Genomic DNA, 15,730 nt, shown 5'->3' with positions numbered 1-15,730 from the left:
TTAAGCGCACGCTCGCCTCATGGGACTTAACAGCGTTAAGGAGCCCGCCGCCGGTGCGGTGGCCGACGTACTGATCGTCGGCGCCGGCCCGACCGGGCTCGCCCTCGCGTGCGACCTGCGGCGGCGCGGCGTCTCCGTACAGGTCGTGGAGCGGGAGCCACGACTCTTCCCCGGATCGCGGGGCAAGGGCGTCCAGCCGCGCACGCTGGAGGTGCTGGACGATCTGGGCGTGGTGCGGCAGATGCTCGCGTACGGCGGGCCCGCGCCCGTCGGCATGGTCTGGCTGGACGGCGAACGGCGGGGCGAGCACCGGATGTTCGAGGAGACGCGGCCGACGGCGGCGGAGCCGTACACGGGCCCGTGGCTGGTGCCACAGTGGCGCACGCAGGAGATCCTGCACGCGCGCCTGCGGGAGCTGGGCGGCGGCGTCACCTTCGGGACCGCGCTGACCGGGCTCGCACAGGACGCGGACGGGGTGACGGCGGAGCTGTCGACCGGGATCGGGCAGGCCGGCACGACAGCGGCCCGGACCGTCCACCCCCGGACCGTCCACCCCCGGACCGTCCGCGCGCGGTACGCCGTGGCCGCCGACGGGGGCCGCGGCACCGTACGGGGCCTCCTCGGCATCTCCATGACCGGCGAGACCGTCGACCCGGCGCCGATGCTGGTCGCGGACGTCCGGATCCCCGCGCTGGACCGGCTGAACTGGCATATGTTCCCGGCCGAGGACGGCTCGTTCCTGACGCTGTGCCCGCTGCCCGGCACGGCCGACTTCCAGCTGACCGCCCGGTTCGAGGACGGCTCCGCGCCCGACACCTCGGCGGCGGGCGTACGCGCGCTGATCGCCGCCCGCACGCATCTCGCCGCGTCCGAGGTCACCGACGTGCCGTGGTCCTCGGACTTCCGTCCGCGCGCGGCGCTGGCCGACCGCTTCCAGGACGGCCGGGTCTTCCTCGCGGGCGACGCGGCCCACCTCCACTCCCCCGCGGGCGGCCAGGGCCTGAACACCAGCGTCCAGGACGCCTACAACCTGGGCTGGAAGCTCGGTCAGGTGCTCCGCCACGGCGCCCCGGCCGCGCTGCTCGGCACATACGAACAGGAGCGCCGGCCGGTGGCCGCCGACATGCTCGGCCTGTCGACCCGCATCCACCGCGGCGAAGAGCGCCGTGGCGCGGCCACCCGTCAACTGGGCCTCGGCTACCGCGAAGGCCCGCTGTCCACCGGCGCGGCGGGCGCCCTGCGCTCCGGCGACCGCGCCCCCGACGGCCCCCTGCCCGACGGCACGACCCTCTTCGACACCCTGCGCGGCCCGCACTTCACCCTGCTCGCGGTGGACACGGACCCCGAACTCCCGCCGCTGGACCCGGAACTGGTCCGGATCCGGAAGCTGGACGCGTACGCCCCGTACGGCACGGGCCTGTTCCTGGTCCGCCCGGACGGCTACGTGGGGTGGGCGGGCGACGACGCGACGGGCCTGGAGGAATGGCTGCGGGGAGTGGGCCATAGTGGCACCACGTGGCACCACTAGCGGCACCAGAGCGACCGAGCCCTCCACGTGGCACCACATTGACACAACTCGGCACCGGAACATCTTCGCAGGTCAGACGCGCTAGACAAGCCCCGCCCCAGCATCACTCCCCACCCGGGGTTGCGCATGGCGCCATAGTGGTGCCACTATGGCGTTATGGACCTCACGCCGTATGTCGACAACCTCCGCCGCGAACTCGCGGTGGCCGCCGAAGCCGGCGGCGAAGAAGCCCGCGAGCTGGCCGAGCGGCTCACCGCTCCCCTGGAGTCGGCGACCCGCCTGACGATGCTCAACGTGCTCTCCGCCGCGATGGACGAGATCACCCGCGAACTCGCCCCGGGCTCGGTCGACGTACGACTGCGCGGGCTCGACCCCGACTTCGTGGTGACGCGGCCGGCGGGCGACGAGGCGTACGAGGACAGGAGCGGGCCCACCGAGCCGCTCAGGGCACCGGCCCCGGCGCCCGCCGACGGCGACGACGGCGGCACCGCCCGCGTCAACCTGCGACTGCCCGCCCATCTCAAGGCCCGCGCCGAGGAGGCCGCGAGCCGCGAGGGCCTGTCGGTCAACGCGTGGCTGGTACGAGCCGTGTCGGCCGCGGTCGACGGCGGCCCCCCGTCACGTACGCCGGAGAAGGCCCGCATCACCCGCACCGCCGGCACCGTCGGACAGAGCTTCACGGGCTGGGTGCGCTGACCGCGCCGCGCCGCGCCGCACCCACCCCACTTCACTCACAGCACGTCACTCACACCACGTCCCACCAGCAGGGACGCCACGAAGACCCAAGAGGACGGGACAGCCATGCCTTCTTTCGACACTCCCACGACGATCTCGGCCACCGCCCATGTGGAAGCCGGATCCATCCGGTTCGTCGCCGCCGACCGGCTCGACACCCTCGTCGAGGTGCGGCCCCGCGACCCGAAGAAGGACCAGGACGTACGGGCCACCGAACAGACCGAAGTGCGGTACGCGAACGGCCTGTTGACCATCAGGACGCCCAAGCAGCGCTATCTCGTCGGGCGCACCGGCACCGTCGACGTGACGGTCGAGCTGCCCACGGGCTCGCGGGTGGACATGACCGGCGCCTGGGTCCAGGTGTACGGCGAGGGCCGGCTCGGCGAGGTCCGGGTGAAGACCACGTCCGGCGACGCCCGCTTCGACACCACCGGGCCGCTGCATCTGACCGCGTCCCACGGCAGCATCACCGTGGACCGCGTCGAGGGTGCCGCCGAGATCACCACCAGCTCCGGCAGCCTGCGCGTCGGCACCGTCGACGGCACGGCCGTCCTGAAGAACTCGCACGGCACCACCACCATCAGCGATGTCCTGGGCGATCTGCGCGTGAGCGGCGCCAACGGCGACATCATCATCGAGCACGCCGAGGGCTCGGTCACCGCCACCACCGCCCACGGCACCCTGCGCGTCGACGATGTCGCCCGCGGCAAGGTCCAGTTGGAGACCTCCTACGGCGCCATCGAGATCGGCATCCGCGAGGGCACCGCCGCCTGGCTCGACATCAGCTCGGGCGCAGGCCAGGTGCACAACGCGCTCACCGCGTCCGAGCGCCCGGCCGGATCCGAGGACACGGTCGAGGTCAGGGCCCGTACCCGCTACGGCAACATCGACATCCGCCGCGCCCGAGCCTGACCGGGCCGATCTCCTCAGCGGCAACGCCACTTCACCGCTCACTTCACCTCACTTCACCGCTCACCACGCCTTCGAAGCCTTCGAATGGGAGGGCCCCATGCCTTCTTCTGTCATGCCCACGCCCAGGCAGTCCAACGGCCAGCAGCCGCCCGCCGCCGTCTCCACCGCCGATCTGCGCAAGTCGTACGGCGACAAGACCGTCCTCGACGGCATCGATCTGCGGATCCCGACCGGCACCGTCTTCGCGCTGCTCGGGCCGAACGGCGCCGGCAAGACCACCACCGTGCAGATCCTGTCCACGCTCATCTCCGCCGACGGCGGGCAGGCCCAGGTCGCGGGGCACGACGTCGCGAGAGCACCGGACGAGGTACGCGCCGCGATCGGCGTCACCGGGCAGTTCGCCGCGCTCGACGACCTGCTCACCGCGGAGGAGAACCTGCTCCTCATGGCCGACCTGCTGCGGCTCGGCAAGCGCGAAGGCCGCGAGCGGACCAAGGAGTTGCTGGAACGGTTCGACATCGCGGATGTCGCGCACAAGCGCGCCGCGTTCTTCTCCGGCGGTATGCGGCGCCGGCTCGACCTCGCCATGACTCTGGTCGGCGACCCGCGGGTGATCTTCCTCGACGAGCCGACGACCGGACTGGACCCGCGCAGCCGCCGCACCATGTGGGACACCGTGCGTTCGCTGGTCGCCGGCGGCGTCACCGTCTTCCTCACCACGCAATACCTGGAGGAGGCCGACCAGTTGGCGGACCGGATCGCGGTGCTCGACGGCGGCCGGATCGTCGCCGAGGGCACCGCCGACCAGCTCAAGGCGCAGATCCCCGGCAGCCATGTACGCCTGCGGTTCACCGACCCCGCCGAGTACGAGCGCGCGGCCGCCGCCTTCCCCGGCGCGGCCCGCGACGACGAGGAACTCGCCCTGCGCGTCGCGGGCGACGCCGGCCTCGACGCGCTGCGCGCCCTGTTCGACCGGCTCGACGCCGCCGGTGTCAGCGCCGCCGACTTCTCCGTGCACACCCCCGACCTCGACGACGTGTTCCTCGCCCTGACCGGCGACGGCAGCACCAACACCGCGCTCCATGTGAAGGAGACCCTGCGATGAGCACCCTCGCCCACGCCGTGCACGACTCGACGACGATGCTGCGGCGCAACCTGAAGCACGCGATCCGCTACCCGGCCGTGGGGCTCGGCAGCGCCATGATGCCGATCCTGATGCTGCTGCTGTTCGTGTACGCCTTCGGTGACTCGATCGGCGCCGGGATGGGCGGCGGCCGGGACGCGTATCTGAACTATCTGACGCCCGGCATCATCATCATGGGGGTGGCCGCCGGCTCGATGTCGACCTCGATCGCGGTCTGCTCCGACATGACCGAGGGCATCATCAACCGCTTCCGCACCATGCCCATCACGCGCTCGTCGTTCATGACGGGGCATGTCGTCGGCAGCGTCATCCAGACGATGCTGTGCATGGTCCTGGTCGTGGGCGTCGCGCTCGCCGTCGGCTTCCGGTCCGGGGCGACCCCGCTGGAGTGGCTGGCCGCGGCCGGTCTCCTCGCGGCCATCGCCTTCGCGGTGACCTGGCTGTCGGTGGCGCTCGGACTGATCTCCAAGACCGTCGAGTCCGCGAGCAACAAGCCGCTGCTGATCCAGTTCCTGCCGTTCCTCGGCTCGGCGTTCGTGCCGGCCGAGTCGATGTCGCCGGGCCTGCGCTGGTTCGCCGAGTACCAGCCGTTCACGCCGATGACCGAGACACTGCGCGGCCTGCTCTCCGGCTCGGAGATCGGCGGCAACGGCTGGATCTCGCTGGCCTGGTGCGCCGGGATCGCCCTCGTCGGCTACCTCTGGTCGCGGTCGCTCTTCAACAGCGGCACCACGCGCTGAACACCGGAACGCAGAAGGGCGGGGTGCTCACTCTCACCGGAAGGGAGAGAGCGAGCACCCCGCCCGTCGGCCTCAGAGCTTGCCGGTGATGACTCCGCGCCAGGTCCACCCCGCGCCCAGGACGGTGTCCTGCAAGGGGGTCTTCAGGTCGGAGCTGTCGAAGCTGAACGTCTCGGTCGTTCCGGAGCCGTCTTCGCGCCCGCCGAGCGTCCAGCGCTTCGAGACCGTCTGCACCTGGCCACGTTGGGCCTCCGCCGAGACGGCCAGCCTGGGGGTGTCGCCGTTCCACGTGACCTCGTACTGCTGGTCGAGGGAGCGGACTTCGTTCTTCTCCCCGACCAGGCGCATACGGACCTGGAACACCCGGCTCACCTGGGTGCGGACGAAGAAGGTCTGCCAGGCCGGGTCCAGGATGCGCCACTCGGCCACCAGGTCGGCGCCCTCCTCGCGGCCGTCCCGGATGACGTACGGGACGTCAGGGCGGTTGAGGCCGAGCAGAGCCGCGTGGACCTCGGCGGCGGATCGCGGGGCGACACCGTCGGCGGGGCGCTTGGTTCCGGTCAGCTTGTCGAAGAGTCCCATGAGATCAACCTATGAGGAGTCGGTTTGCCGGTGCAAGGTCTGCCGGTGCGGGCCCGCCTGTGCGAGGTCTGCCGCCGCGCGATCCGCCGCTTCCGTCCGACGCGCTATGAGGCCACGCCGGTGTCCGGGCGGACGGTGCGCACGAAGTCCTGGAAGTCTTCCACCACGGAGGGGTGTTGGGACACGGTGGCCGTCAGAACCAGCCGGATCACCGCCCGCTTGTGCGGATCCGTGACGTCCAGCATGGACAGATACACCTGGGACTGGACGAGTTCCTGGGGTACGCCGTTGACGACGGCCGAGACGGCCAGCGTCTGTGTGAACCCGGGCGCGTCCGCGGAGCCGACCTCACGGCTTCCGGCGACCACGACCGACGTGGTGGCCTGCCTCAGACGCTCCACGGACTCGTGGGCGATCTCGGGCAGCGTCGCCGCGTCCGGGCGGTACTCACCGTCGATCGTGATGTTCGCGGTGAATCCGGCATCCGGTCGCGGATGCAGCGCGACGAACGCCGCGCCCGGTGCGCCGACCTTGTCCGGCGGTGCGGCGCGCCAGCCTTCCGGCAGTTCGAACTCGATCGGTACGGGCAGGGTCGTGGGCATCTCTGGCCCTCCTCACTACGGCATGAGTCTGCGGGAAGTGTGCATCAGAACAGGCTGCCGATCGCGTTGCCGAACGCCCCGGCCGCATCGCCCACGGCGCCGGCCGCATCGCCCACGGCGCTGGCCGCGTCGCTCGCCGTGTCGACGATCTTCCCCGGATCGACGGTGACTTCGAAGCCCACCTCGCCGCCGAGCCCGAGGGCGGCGCCCGCCCTCGCGCCGATGTGCCACCTGCCGTCTTCGCCCTTGCCGAAGGTCGCCTCGGCCTCGGCTCCGACGCCGGCCCAGCCCTCGACCGTACCGCCCGCTCCGATGCCGCCGATGTCGGCGCCGCCCCCGGCGCCGGCCTTCGCGCCGGCGAACGCTTCCGCGCCCGCCTGGAACCCTTCCAGGCCGACCCCGGCGTTGACACCGGCCTCGGCGCCCGCTTTGGCCTCCGCCCGACCGTACACCCCGACGGGTCCCGCGTCCGCGGTGCCCTTGGCCGAGGCTTCCGCGCCCGCGAAGGCGCCGGCCTCGCCCCTGATGCCCTCGTTGGTGACGCCGCCGCCCGCGGATGCCTTGGCGCCCACATAGGCCTCGGCCTCCCCGGCGAGCTTCAGCGGCCCGTTGGTGAGCGAGCCCTCCGCGGTCGCGCGGCCGAGGTCGGCATGCGCCTCGGCCTCGGCCAGCTTGCCGGACGAGACGTCGGGCCCGGTGGCCGATGCCCCGGTCTCGGGGCCGGTGGCGTCGGCCTCGCCCTCGGCGACCCACCCGCCGTCCTCCGTCTCGACCTTGGGTTCCGGCTTCCCCGCCTTCGCCAGGTCGCCCTCGGCCTTCGCGTTGAACCCGCCGATCCCGATACCGTCCATCGAAGCGTCGCTCGTCGCGCGGGACAGCGCACGCTTCACGCTCTGGTCGGCGTCGTCGACCGCCTTGACCGCCTTGGCTATGTCATCGGTCCACTGCTGCGCCTTCTCACGGGCGTCGGACAGCAGCCGGGGGTAGTCGGGGTCGTGGTGGAGGGCGTACTTGTCCTGTTCGGAGAGCTTGTCGTACCCGATGTAGGTCGCCTTGCCGGAGCTGTCGACCTTGTAGTCCTTCTTCTCCGCGTCCTCGACCAGGTCCTTGGCGACCTTCTGAAGGCGGGTCAGTTCGGTGTGCGCGTCCGTGAGAAGACTGGCGATGGCCAGCGCCTCCGCTTTGGCCGCCCCGTACTCGAAGGCCGTGGCCGAGGCGTACTGCTGCTGCGCGCTGTAGGCGAGCCCCTGCCAGTTCCCGTTGCCGAGCACGCTCTGCACGTTCGTCTCGTAGTCGGTCTTCAGCTCACCGAAGCGCTCGCCCATCTTCTTCCACGCCTCTGACACGTCCGTGAGCGGGGACAGATCGGCCGTCATCACGTCCTGATAGTTCAGCGTCATGGCCGCTCCCCTCACATACCGTCGAAGCTGCTGGGGAGCCGCACCGCGTCCGCCTGCGCGCCGGTGGCGAGGTCCTGGTTCTGGAAGGTGTTCTTCGCGCCGTTCAGCCCGTTCAACTCCTGCTGCAACCGCGCCATCAGCCGGTTCGCCTGCCCGCTCCAGGCGGTCAGGGCGTCGGAGACACCCTGGTCCAAGGCCCAGACGGAGAGCCCTTTCAGCCCGGTGTCCTGCTTGATCAGGGGACTCGCAGGGGCCGCGGGGGCGAGAAACGGCGGCCGCACCGCCCCGCCGCCCTGCCCCATGCGGGAGGCGGCCTGGGTGTCCGGCAGCATGTCTTCTTCCATGTACTTCGCCGCGCGCTGCTTGTCGCTCGCCGAGCTGGCGAGTGTCTGCTCGCCACCGTTTCCGGTTCCCATGCGCAACCCCCGTTGCCTTCACGCCTCATCCGTTTCACGCCAAAGATGCGCGTCACGGAAGCTCGTCGTGCACCCTACCTGCCGCTCCCGAGCCGAGACGCCCCGCCTGCGGCGAAAATTGGCTCATACACAAATCATGCACAAGTAAGGACGTTTGATGGGGCGACAGGGGGACGGGGAGCAGGCGTCATCCCTGGCACGTATGCTTCCTGCCGCTTCCCGCATGTTCCCGCCACGACCCCAGACCGGAGTCCACCATGACCGCAACGCGGTTGTCCGCAGCAACGTCGATCCTCTCGGCCATAGCCACCAGTGCGCTGCTCGTCGGCTGCTCGGCCTCGGTCGACGTCGGCACGTCCACACCGAAACTCTCCGCGGACAAGCTCGCGACCACAGTCTCCGAAAAGCTCGCCGCCACAACGGGCCAGCCAGAGCCGAAGATCACCTGCCCCGAGGACCTCACCGGCAAGGTCGGCACCACCACCCGGTGCACGCTCACGGCGGACGACGGCAGCACCTTGGGCGTGACGGTCACGGTGTCCTCGGTCAAGGGAGAAGAGATCAACTTCGACATCAAGGCCGACGAAACGGCTTCCCCGGCCTCCAACTGACCGCCGCCCTCGCCCTCGGGCGCTGCTCAGTGTCCTCGGGCGCTGCTCAGTCTCCTCAGGCGCTGCTCAGTGACAGCTTGACCGCGAAGCCCAGGAACAGCGCGCCCGCCGCCGTCGTCATCCCCGCCGACAGGCGCTTGCGGCGGCGGAAGGCGGCGGCGAGGCGGGTGCCGCCGAAGATCAGGGCCGACAGATAGAGGGCGCTGGCCACATTCGCGAGCAGCCCCAGCAGGACGAACGACAGCGCGGGGTGCGCGTAGCCCGGGTCGACGAACTGCACGAAGAAGGAGATGAAGAACAGGATCGCCTTCGGGTTGAACAGGCTGATCACCAACGCCCTGCGGTACGGCCGCTCGACCGGCGCCGGCGCGGGTGACGACGTGGACGCCTCCTCCGCGCGCTCGTGCCGGCTGCGCCACATCGACCAGGCCGCGCGCATCATCCCGATCGCGAGCCAGGTCAGATATCCGGCGCCGGCGAATTTCACGATGCCGAACGCCAGCTCATTGGCCTGGAGCAGCGACGCGACACCGGCGGCCGAGAGCACCATCAGTACGGTGTCGCCGCACCAGACACCGGCCGCCGCGGAATAGCCCGCGCGTATCCCGCGCCGGGCCGCGACCGAGAGCACATAGAGCGAGTTCGGTCCCGGCAGCAGAACGATCAGTACGAGGCCCACCAGATAGGTCGGCATATCAGTCACACCCAGCATGGCCGGAGTGTCGCACATACGAGCCAAGACCCGCATGTGTGTTCAGAAGCAGCGAAATGTCAGCGCGCGTCCGCCGGTACATACGTCCCCCACACCCCCCGCAGCGCGTCGCACACCTCCCCCACCGTCGCCCGCGCCGCCAGCGCCGTCTTCATCGGAGGCAGCACATTCGCCGTTCCCTCCGCCGCCTCCCGCAGTTCCGCCAGCCCGTCCTCCACCGCGGCCCGGTCCCGCTCCGACCGCAGCCGCGCCAGCCGGGCCGCCTGCCGGGCCTCGATCGCCGGGTCGACGCGCAGCGGCTCGTACGGTTCCTCCTCGTCCATGGTGAAGCGGTTGACGCCGACGACGACCCGCTCCCCGCTCTCCGTCTGCTGGGTGACGGCGTACGCGCTGCGCTCGATCTCGCTCTTCTGGAAGCCGCGCTCGATCGCCTCGACCGCGCCGCCCATCTCCTCGACCCGCGTCATCAGCGCGACCGCCGCCTCCTCCACGTCGTCCGTCATGCGCTCGATCGCGTACGAGCCGGCGAAGGGGTCGACGGTGGCGGTGACATCCGTCTCGTACGCCAGCACCTGCTGCGTACGCAGCGCGAGCCGGGCCGATCGGTCCGTCGGCAGGGCGATGGCCTCGTCGAAGGAGTTGGTGTGCAGCGACTGCGTACCGCCGAGCACCGCCGCCAGCCCCTGGACCGTCACCCGTACGAGGTTGACCTCGGGCTGCTGCGCGGTCAGCTGTACGCCGGCGGTCTGCGTGTGGAAGCGCAGCATCAGGGACTTGGGGTCACGGGCGCCGAACTCGTCGCGCATGACACGGGCCCAGATACGGCGCGCGGCACGGAACTTGGCGATCTCTTCGAGCAGCGTCGTACGGGAGACGAAGAAGAAGGAGAGCCGGGGCGCGAAGTCGTCGACGTCCATACCGGCGGCGACCGCCGTCCGTACGTACTCGATCCCGTTGGCCAGCGTGAACGCGATCTCCTGCGCGGGCGTGGCCCCGGCCTCCGCCATGTGGTAGCCGGAGATCGAGATGGTGTTCCACCTGGGCATCCGCGCGCGGCAGTACTGGAAGATGTCCGCCGTCAGCCGCAGCGACGGCTTCGGCGGAAAGATATACGTGCCGCGGGCGATGTACTCCTTGAGCACGTCGTTCTGGACGGTGCCGGTCAGCGCGGCGCCCCGCGCGCCCTGTTCCTCCGCCACCACCTGGTAGAGCAGGAGCAGGAGCGCCGCCGGTGCGTTGATCGTCATCGACGTGGAGACCTGGTCGAGCGGGATCCCGTCGAACAGCACCCGCATGTCGTCGACCGAGTCGATCGCCACCCCGACCTTGCCGACCTCGCCGCTCGCGAGCGGCGCGTCGCTGTCGTACCCCATCTGGGTCGGCAGGTCGAAGGCGACGGACAGGCCCGTCGTGCCGTGGGCGATCAGCTGCCGGTAGCGGGCGTTGGACTCGGCGGCGGTGCCGAAGCCCGCGTACTGGCGCATCGTCCACGGCCTCCCCGTGTACATCGACGGGTAGACCCCGCGGGTGAAGGGGTACGAGCCGGGCTCGCCCAGCTTCTCCGCGGGGTCCCATCCCGCCAGCGCGCCGGGGCCGTAGACCGGTTCGATGGGCAGACCGCTCTCGGTCAGCCGTTCGCGTGCCATCTGCTCTGCTCCCTGCCTCCGCTGACGGACAGTCATGACCGGCGGGTCATGACGGACTGTAGCGGCGGGTGTACGGCGGGAACGGGGCACACGCGGGAGCCCTCCCCGCCGTCCCGTGCGGGTCGGCCCGGCGTCGTGCCGGCCCTCAGCCCTGGAACTGCGCCCTGCGCCGGGCCCGGCTGCGCTGCACCGCGCGGGTGATCACGGGCGGCAGCACATCGATGGCGACGCGCCGCACCTTCGACCGGGTCGACCTGCGCCGGGGCGCGGCGGGCGCGGGCGCCGGTGCGACGGGCGCGGCGGCCGGCGTGGCGGCCGGTGCGGCCGGCTCCTCCGGCTCCGGCTCCTCGTAGTACTTGGAGAAGGGGAAGTCCGGCGCCTTCATGCCGCGCGACCGCAGCCGCACGATCCGGTGTCCCGCCGCCTGCTGGATGCTCAGGTCGCAGTCCTCGCGCTCCTGGGCCATGGCGATCAGTTCGTCCTGGATCGGCTCGGGGTCGTCCCAGGTGGCGTAGAGCTTCTGGGTGCTCAGACAGATCGGGCGCAGACCGCGGTTGAGCACCGCCTCCCAGGAGGCGATGGAGACGCCGGGGGTGTGCTCGGAGCGGAAGTCGTCGAGGACGACGATGCCGCCGGGCAGCAGGATGTCGCGGGCCGCGCCGATGTCCCCGTACACGTGCTCGTAGAGATGCGAGGCGTCGATGTGGACGAACCGGGCCGACTTCGCCTCCACTTCGTCGGCGACCACGGAGCTGGGGGCCTGGAGGACACGGGGCAGCTCGTCGTGGAACGAGAGATAGTTCCGCTCGAACGCCTCCCGGGTCAGGGTCGCGTACGACTTCGCCGTCTCGGCGCCGTTGGCCTGGTCCGGGGCCTCGGACTCGAACAGGTCGCAGACGGTGAACTTCTCGCCGTCCCGGAGATGGTGGCCGAGGAAGATCGCGCTCTTGCCCATGAAGACGCCGAGCTCCAGCAGATCCCCGCGCTCGCCCCGCTCCTCCTGGCGGGTCAGCAGTTTCGCGAAGAGCACCTGGTCAAGCGGGGGAAACCAGCCCCGGACATCATTGAGTTCACGGGGGCGCGGCTTGTCTTCGTATGCGGTCGTCATGAGAGAACCTTCACGAGGAATCGAGAGCGATCACGAGGAATCAAGAAGAATCAGTAACTACCGAAAGCGCACCGGCGCGCTGACGCGCTGCGCATTTCGGCGGACATGGACACCGCCGGGCAGCCATGCGCGGGATCATGTCAGTCCCAACGGGCAGCATGGCCGGAAGTACTTTCACTTCGGGGAATCGCCCACTGGAATTCATCTCCCGGCAAGGGAAGGTGACTCCGGGGCGCGATTTCCCGCCCGCTTGGGCAACCATGCCCGGCGCAGGACTGTCTGAGGGAACACTGAGGAACGCATGCCATGGATCACGGGAGAAACCGGGGGACGCCGAAGATGCTCAGGACATCCGCCCTACGCACAGGGCTCGCCACCGCCGCCGTGCTGGCCGCCGGCGTCGGCTGTACGGTGCAGCCGCTCCCCGGTGGACGGGCGGCCGACGCCAAGCCGGGCACCGCTCCCGTAACGGCGGACGCCACCCCCGTACCCGCGCCGTCACAGCCGCCGACGAAGCCGCCGGCGAAGCCCGCCACCGGCACCACCACGGCCCCCGCGCCCACTCCCACGCCGTCCCGGACCTCTACGCCGCTCCCGGCGCCGACACCGAGCCGGACGGCGTCCCGGCCCACGACGCTGATGGCGAACGGCTCGCAGAGCGACCGGGTACGGGAACTCCAGGCAAGGCTCCAGCAGACCGGCCACTTCGACCTCAACCCCACCGGCTACTACGGCTCCATCACGGTCACCGCCGTCACCTCCTTCCAGGCGGACCGCGGGCTGCCCCCCACCGGCGCGACGGACACCGTCACCTGGCAGCGGCTGGTCGGCATGACCAGGAAGCCGACCAAGGCCGAACTGCGCCCGCCCACCACCCGGCCGGTCGCCAAGCCCGATCCGCGGTGCATGGAGGGGCGGGTGATGTGCATCAGCAAGAGCAGCCGCACCCTCACCTGGATGATCGACGGCAAGGTCACGTCGGCGATGGACGTGCGCTTCGGCTCGCAGTACACCCCGACCCGTGAGGGCACGTTCCTGGTGGGCTGGAAGTCACGGGACCATGTGTCGACGCTGTACGACACCCCGATGCCGTACGCGATGTTCTTCAGCGGCGGCCAAGCGGTCCATTTCTCCGCCGACTTCGCGGCCCGCGGTTACGAGGGCGCCTCGCACGGCTGCGTCAATGTCCGGGACGAGAAGAAGATCGCCTCGCTCTTCGCCCAAGTCCGCACAGGGGACAAGGTCGTCATCTACTGGTAGGGCCTCAGCCGTCAATTGAGCAACCCCTGCGGCGGCCGGCCACATCCGCGAGAGCGGCGCCGGCCTAGGCGCGAAGAGGAGAGAGGGGCGCGGGCGGGACCGGGGGAACGTGTCCCGCCCGCGCCGAGTGCGCTGAGCCGAAGGTACGGGGGGAACCCCGGCTCTATGCGCGGCCGATGACCAGTCGGCTCACTCTGTACTGCGTCGTGGCCCGCGAAAACGTCACACCAGATCTCCCGGAACCGTAAAGCTCCAGTTCAGGAGGGTGTGGGGAGCTATTCAGCAGATCCCGTGTGCGCGCCCGAACGGGTCGCGATCATGGCCGGATCTGGCTGCTGGCCCGACTCCGGGGCCGGCTCCTGGCCCTGCTCCCGCGCCGGGGCGCTCTCGGACGGCGAAGGCGACGGACCGGCGGTCCCGTCAGGCGTACCGCCCGGCGTCCCGCTCGGCGTCGGGACCGGCGACGGGGGCTCGTACGGCGCGGGCGTCCAGTTCGGGGGCGGCGGAGGAGTCTGCGTCGTGGGCACGCCCGGTGATCCCACGAATCCGCCGCCACCCCCTTCCCCGCCGCCGTCCTCGCCTTCGTCGCCGCCGTCCCCGCCCTTGCCTCCGCGGTCGCCCTGCCCGTCCTTGTCGCCCTGGTCACCCTTGCCGCGCGAGCCGCTGTCGAGCAGCCGGTCGCAGAACCGCCTGGCCCCCTCCGGCCCGTCGGTCGCGGACTCCAGGGCTTCCTTGCGCTTCGGGTCGAGCACGCCGTCGCGGTAGGCGCGGCAGGCGTTGAGGGTCTTGCTGAACCACTCACCGGATTTCGCGTTCGAGGTGGGGCCGGGCCAGTGGCCCTTGTCCGTCCCGTTCGCGCCGCCCTCGCCGTCGTCCTCGCCTCGCCCGTCGCCCTGGTGCGTACCGCCGGCCCCGGGCGTGTGCGAGGGCGACGGGGGCGGCGAGGGCTGTCCGGTACCGGTCCCGCTCGGGGTGTTCGAGGGGGCGGACGGGTCCCGGCTCTCTTCGGACGATCCGGAGACGAGCGGCCTCGGAGAGGCCACCGCCGAGACGGAGTTGGCGGGGGCCGGGTTGTGCTCGTCGCCGAAGATCGAGGGCAGTACGCCCGCGCCCGCCGCGACCGCGATGCCGCCGAGCGCGCAGCCGGCCACCGCCGCGACGAGTCCCCTGCGCAGGGGGCGGGCGAACCGCGGCGCGCGTACGGCGCGGGGTGCCAGCGCGATACGTACCGTACCGAGCAGATCCCCGGCGCCCGCGCCCACGGCGCCGCGGTCGCGGACCACCTCGCGCGCGCCACCGCCCTCGGCCACGGCCTTGCGGAAGGCGGCCAAGGCGGCGGCTTCGCCGGGAAGTTCCTCTTCGTTCGCGTATGTTTCGTTCGCGTATGTGATGGCGCTCATGTCCCGCAGGGCCTCGGAGAGCTGTTCCGACCGGACCCGGACGTGCTCGTCCGCCGTCTCGACGGGCTCACCGCGCAGCAATCTCTCCGCCGCGTCCCTGTCGAGCCACGGGTTACGCTCGTCGGCCATCACATGTCCTTCTGCGTCCGCAGGCGCGAATCCGTCACACCCGCGGAAGCCGCGGCTCCGGGCCGCACACTGCGCTGAGGTGGTACGCCGCCGAGTCCGCCATCGCGACCGGGTGCGCCGGGAGACGCGCCGGGGGACGGATCACTGGGGGCTCCTGGGGCTGCTGGGGGGTTCTCGGGGCTGTCGGCGTGCGCGGGGCTGTCGTCGTCGGCGTCGAGCAGTTCGGCGAGACGTTTGAGTCCGCGGTGCGCGGCCGTCCGTACCGCGCCGGGCCGTTTGCCCAGCGTCTTGGCCGCGCTCTTCGCGTCGAGTCCGACCACCACCCGCAGGACGACGGCCTCGGCCTGGTCCTGCGGCAACTGCGCGATCAGCGCCATCGTCCGGCCGGTGGAGAGCGCCTCCATCGCCTCGTCCGCCGTATCGGAATCGGCCGCTTTCCCGGTCAGCTCGGTCTCGTCGGCGCCGATCGAGGGGCGTCTGCCGCGCATCCGTATGTGGTCGAGGGCGCGGTTACGGGCGATACGGGCGGCCCAGCCCCGGAAGCGGTCGGCGTCTCCGGTGAAGCGGTCGAGATCGCGGGCGATCTGCAACCAGGCCTCGGAGGCCACGTCCTCGGCGTCCGGCTCGCCGACGAGGGTCCGTAGATAGCCCAACAGCCGCGGGTGCACGGCGCGGTACACAGTACGGAACGCGTCCTCGTCCCCGTCCTGTGCCGCGAGCACCGCGGCGGTCAGCTCCGCGTCGTCCCCCAGCACTCCCACAACCTGTCCTGAAATCGCGGCTGGTCATTGCCGCGCCGCCCCAC

Annotated in this window: 16 protein-coding genes; 7 read left to right on the top strand and 9 right to left on the bottom strand. The window is 71.0% G+C overall.

Translation table 11 applies throughout. The annotated features are described in order from the left end of the window. Nucleotides 1-19 precede the first annotated feature (19 nt). The 5 genes from ACFRKB_RS08550 to ACFRKB_RS08530 all read left to right on the top strand — a co-directional run bounded on the left by ACFRKB_RS08550 (nucleotide 20) and on the right by ACFRKB_RS08530 (nucleotide 5,059). Nucleotides 20-1,528 carry an FAD-dependent oxidoreductase gene (locus tag ACFRKB_RS08550; protein WP_383104360.1) on the top strand — a complete coding sequence of 503 codons (1,509 nt, stop codon included), beginning with the start codon at nucleotides 20-22 and terminating at the stop codon, nucleotides 1,526-1,528. A gap of 156 nt (nucleotides 1,529-1,684) precedes the next feature. Further along, nucleotides 1,685-2,224: a hypothetical protein gene (locus tag ACFRKB_RS08545; protein WP_383104359.1), complete on the top strand. Its 540-nt coding sequence runs from the start codon at nucleotides 1,685-1,687 to the stop codon at nucleotides 2,222-2,224. Between the two features lie 105 nt (nucleotides 2,225-2,329). Continuing rightward, on the top strand, nucleotides 2,330-3,175 hold the full coding sequence (locus ACFRKB_RS08540) for a DUF4097 family beta strand repeat-containing protein (protein ID WP_383104357.1): 846 nt from the start codon (nucleotides 2,330-2,332) through the stop codon (nucleotides 3,173-3,175). Between the two features lie 97 nt (nucleotides 3,176-3,272). Then, nucleotides 3,273-4,280 carry an ATP-binding cassette domain-containing protein gene (locus ACFRKB_RS08535; RefSeq protein ID WP_383104355.1) on the top strand — a complete coding sequence of 336 codons (1,008 nt, stop codon included), beginning with the start codon at nucleotides 3,273-3,275 and terminating at the stop codon, nucleotides 4,278-4,280. Beyond that, the gene (locus ACFRKB_RS08530; RefSeq protein WP_383104353.1) at nucleotides 4,277-5,059 is read left to right on the top strand and encodes an ABC transporter permease; all 783 of its coding nucleotides are present in this window, start codon (nucleotides 4,277-4,279) and stop codon (nucleotides 5,057-5,059) included. The genes ACFRKB_RS08535 and ACFRKB_RS08530 overlap by 4 nt, the downstream gene beginning before the upstream one ends. Before the next feature lie 72 nt (nucleotides 5,060-5,131). Here the strand turns inward: ACFRKB_RS08530 and ACFRKB_RS08525 are convergent, their stop codons facing one another. The 4 genes from ACFRKB_RS08525 to ACFRKB_RS08510 all read right to left on the bottom strand — a co-directional run bounded on the left by ACFRKB_RS08525 (nucleotide 5,132) and on the right by ACFRKB_RS08510 (nucleotide 8,059). After that, nucleotides 5,132-5,641 carry a hypothetical protein gene (locus ACFRKB_RS08525; RefSeq protein ID WP_383104351.1) on the bottom strand — a complete coding sequence of 170 codons (510 nt, stop codon included), beginning with the start codon at nucleotides 5,639-5,641 and terminating at the stop codon, nucleotides 5,132-5,134. Between the two features lie 104 nt (nucleotides 5,642-5,745). Next, nucleotides 5,746-6,243 (bottom strand): hypothetical protein, encoded by a 498-nt coding sequence (locus ACFRKB_RS08520; protein ID WP_383104350.1) that lies wholly within the window; start codon nucleotides 6,241-6,243, stop codon nucleotides 5,746-5,748. A gap of 44 nt (nucleotides 6,244-6,287) precedes the next feature. Then, a complete protein-coding gene (locus ACFRKB_RS08515) occupies nucleotides 6,288-7,643 on the bottom strand; it encodes a hypothetical protein (RefSeq protein ID WP_383104349.1) in 1,356 nt (451 codons plus the stop codon). Nucleotides 7,644-7,654: 11 nt separating this feature from the next. Next, nucleotides 7,655-8,059 (bottom strand): hypothetical protein, encoded by a 405-nt coding sequence (locus ACFRKB_RS08510; protein WP_383104347.1) that lies wholly within the window; start codon nucleotides 8,057-8,059, stop codon nucleotides 7,655-7,657. 257 nt (nucleotides 8,060-8,316) lie between these two features. Between ACFRKB_RS08510 and ACFRKB_RS08505 the strand changes: the two genes are divergently transcribed. Next, the gene (locus ACFRKB_RS08505) at nucleotides 8,317-8,670 is read left to right on the top strand and encodes a DUF4333 domain-containing protein (protein WP_383104346.1); all 354 of its coding nucleotides are present in this window, start codon (nucleotides 8,317-8,319) and stop codon (nucleotides 8,668-8,670) included. A 55-nt stretch (nucleotides 8,671-8,725) separates the two neighbouring features. Here ACFRKB_RS08505 and leuE read toward each other — a convergent pair whose 3' ends face one another. The 3 genes from leuE to ACFRKB_RS08490 all read right to left on the bottom strand — a co-directional run bounded on the left by leuE (nucleotide 8,726) and on the right by ACFRKB_RS08490 (nucleotide 12,136). Then, complete coding sequence (gene leuE, locus ACFRKB_RS08500) at nucleotides 8,726-9,382, bottom strand: leucine efflux protein LeuE (protein WP_383104344.1); 657 nt, start codon at nucleotides 9,380-9,382, stop codon at nucleotides 8,726-8,728. A gap of 59 nt (nucleotides 9,383-9,441) precedes the next feature. Beyond that, nucleotides 9,442-11,028, bottom strand: coding sequence for an acyl-CoA mutase large subunit family protein (locus tag ACFRKB_RS08495; RefSeq protein ID WP_383104342.1), 1,587 nt, complete (start codon nucleotides 11,026-11,028; stop codon nucleotides 9,442-9,444). A gap of 145 nt (nucleotides 11,029-11,173) precedes the next feature. Next, entirely contained in the window at nucleotides 11,174-12,136 is a 963-nt protein-coding gene (locus tag ACFRKB_RS08490; protein WP_383104341.1) for a class I SAM-dependent methyltransferase, read from the bottom strand. Between the two features lie 306 nt (nucleotides 12,137-12,442). On the opposite strand from ACFRKB_RS08490, the gene ACFRKB_RS08485 reads away from it, so the two are divergent. Then, the gene (locus tag ACFRKB_RS08485) at nucleotides 12,443-13,396 is read left to right on the top strand and encodes a L,D-transpeptidase family protein (RefSeq protein WP_383104339.1); all 954 of its coding nucleotides are present in this window, start codon (nucleotides 12,443-12,445) and stop codon (nucleotides 13,394-13,396) included. 275 nt (nucleotides 13,397-13,671) lie between these two features. Here ACFRKB_RS08485 and ACFRKB_RS08480 read toward each other — a convergent pair whose 3' ends face one another. Then, a complete protein-coding gene (locus ACFRKB_RS08480; RefSeq protein WP_383104337.1) occupies nucleotides 13,672-14,925 on the bottom strand; it encodes a hypothetical protein in 1,254 nt (417 codons plus the stop codon). Continuing rightward, complete coding sequence (locus tag ACFRKB_RS08475) at nucleotides 14,925-15,680, bottom strand: RNA polymerase sigma factor (protein ID WP_383104504.1); 756 nt, start codon at nucleotides 15,678-15,680, stop codon at nucleotides 14,925-14,927. The genes ACFRKB_RS08480 and ACFRKB_RS08475 overlap by 1 nt, the downstream gene beginning before the upstream one ends. Nucleotides 15,681-15,730 lie beyond the last annotated feature (50 nt).

This window comes from Streptomyces scopuliridis, assembly GCF_042790125.1.
Lineage (GTDB): Bacteria > Actinomycetota > Actinomycetes > Streptomycetales > Streptomycetaceae > Streptomyces > Streptomyces scopuliridis_A.
Note: the sequence above shows the minus strand (reverse complement) of the source record. Positions and strands in the feature narration are given on the sequence as shown.

Excerpts from the sequence above, each read along its gene's own strand:
- ACFRKB_RS08495 (WP_383104342.1), bottom strand. The coding sequence starts at position 11,028 with ATGGCACGCGAACGGCTGACCGAGAGCGGTCTGCCCATCGAACCGGTC.
- leuE (WP_383104344.1), bottom strand. The coding sequence starts at position 9,382 with ATGCTGGGTGTGACTGATATGCCGACCTATCTGGTGGGCCTCGTACTG.
- ACFRKB_RS08520 (WP_383104350.1), bottom strand. The coding sequence starts at position 6,243 with ATGCCCACGACCCTGCCCGTACCGATCGAGTTCGAACTGCCGGAAGGC.
- ACFRKB_RS08550 (WP_383104360.1), top strand. The coding sequence starts at position 20 with ATGGGACTTAACAGCGTTAAGGAGCCCGCCGCCGGTGCGGTGGCCGAC.
- ACFRKB_RS08485 (WP_383104339.1), top strand. The coding sequence starts at position 12,443 with ATGGATCACGGGAGAAACCGGGGGACGCCGAAGATGCTCAGGACATCC.
- ACFRKB_RS08505 (WP_383104346.1), top strand. The coding sequence starts at position 8,317 with ATGACCGCAACGCGGTTGTCCGCAGCAACGTCGATCCTCTCGGCCATA.
- ACFRKB_RS08510 (WP_383104347.1), bottom strand. The coding sequence starts at position 8,059 with ATGGGAACCGGAAACGGTGGCGAGCAGACACTCGCCAGCTCGGCGAGC.
- ACFRKB_RS08545 (WP_383104359.1), top strand. The coding sequence starts at position 1,685 with ATGGACCTCACGCCGTATGTCGACAACCTCCGCCGCGAACTCGCGGTG.
- ACFRKB_RS08540 (WP_383104357.1), top strand. The coding sequence starts at position 2,330 with ATGCCTTCTTTCGACACTCCCACGACGATCTCGGCCACCGCCCATGTG.
- ACFRKB_RS08535 (WP_383104355.1), top strand. The coding sequence starts at position 3,273 with ATGCCTTCTTCTGTCATGCCCACGCCCAGGCAGTCCAACGGCCAGCAG.
- ACFRKB_RS08480 (WP_383104337.1), bottom strand. The coding sequence starts at position 14,925 with ATGGCCGACGAGCGTAACCCGTGGCTCGACAGGGACGCGGCGGAGAGA.
- ACFRKB_RS08525 (WP_383104351.1), bottom strand. The coding sequence starts at position 5,641 with ATGGGACTCTTCGACAAGCTGACCGGAACCAAGCGCCCCGCCGACGGT.
- ACFRKB_RS08490 (WP_383104341.1), bottom strand. The coding sequence starts at position 12,136 with ATGACGACCGCATACGAAGACAAGCCGCGCCCCCGTGAACTCAATGAT.
- ACFRKB_RS08530 (WP_383104353.1), top strand. The coding sequence starts at position 4,277 with ATGAGCACCCTCGCCCACGCCGTGCACGACTCGACGACGATGCTGCGG.
- ACFRKB_RS08515 (WP_383104349.1), bottom strand. The coding sequence starts at position 7,643 with ATGACGCTGAACTATCAGGACGTGATGACGGCCGATCTGTCCCCGCTC.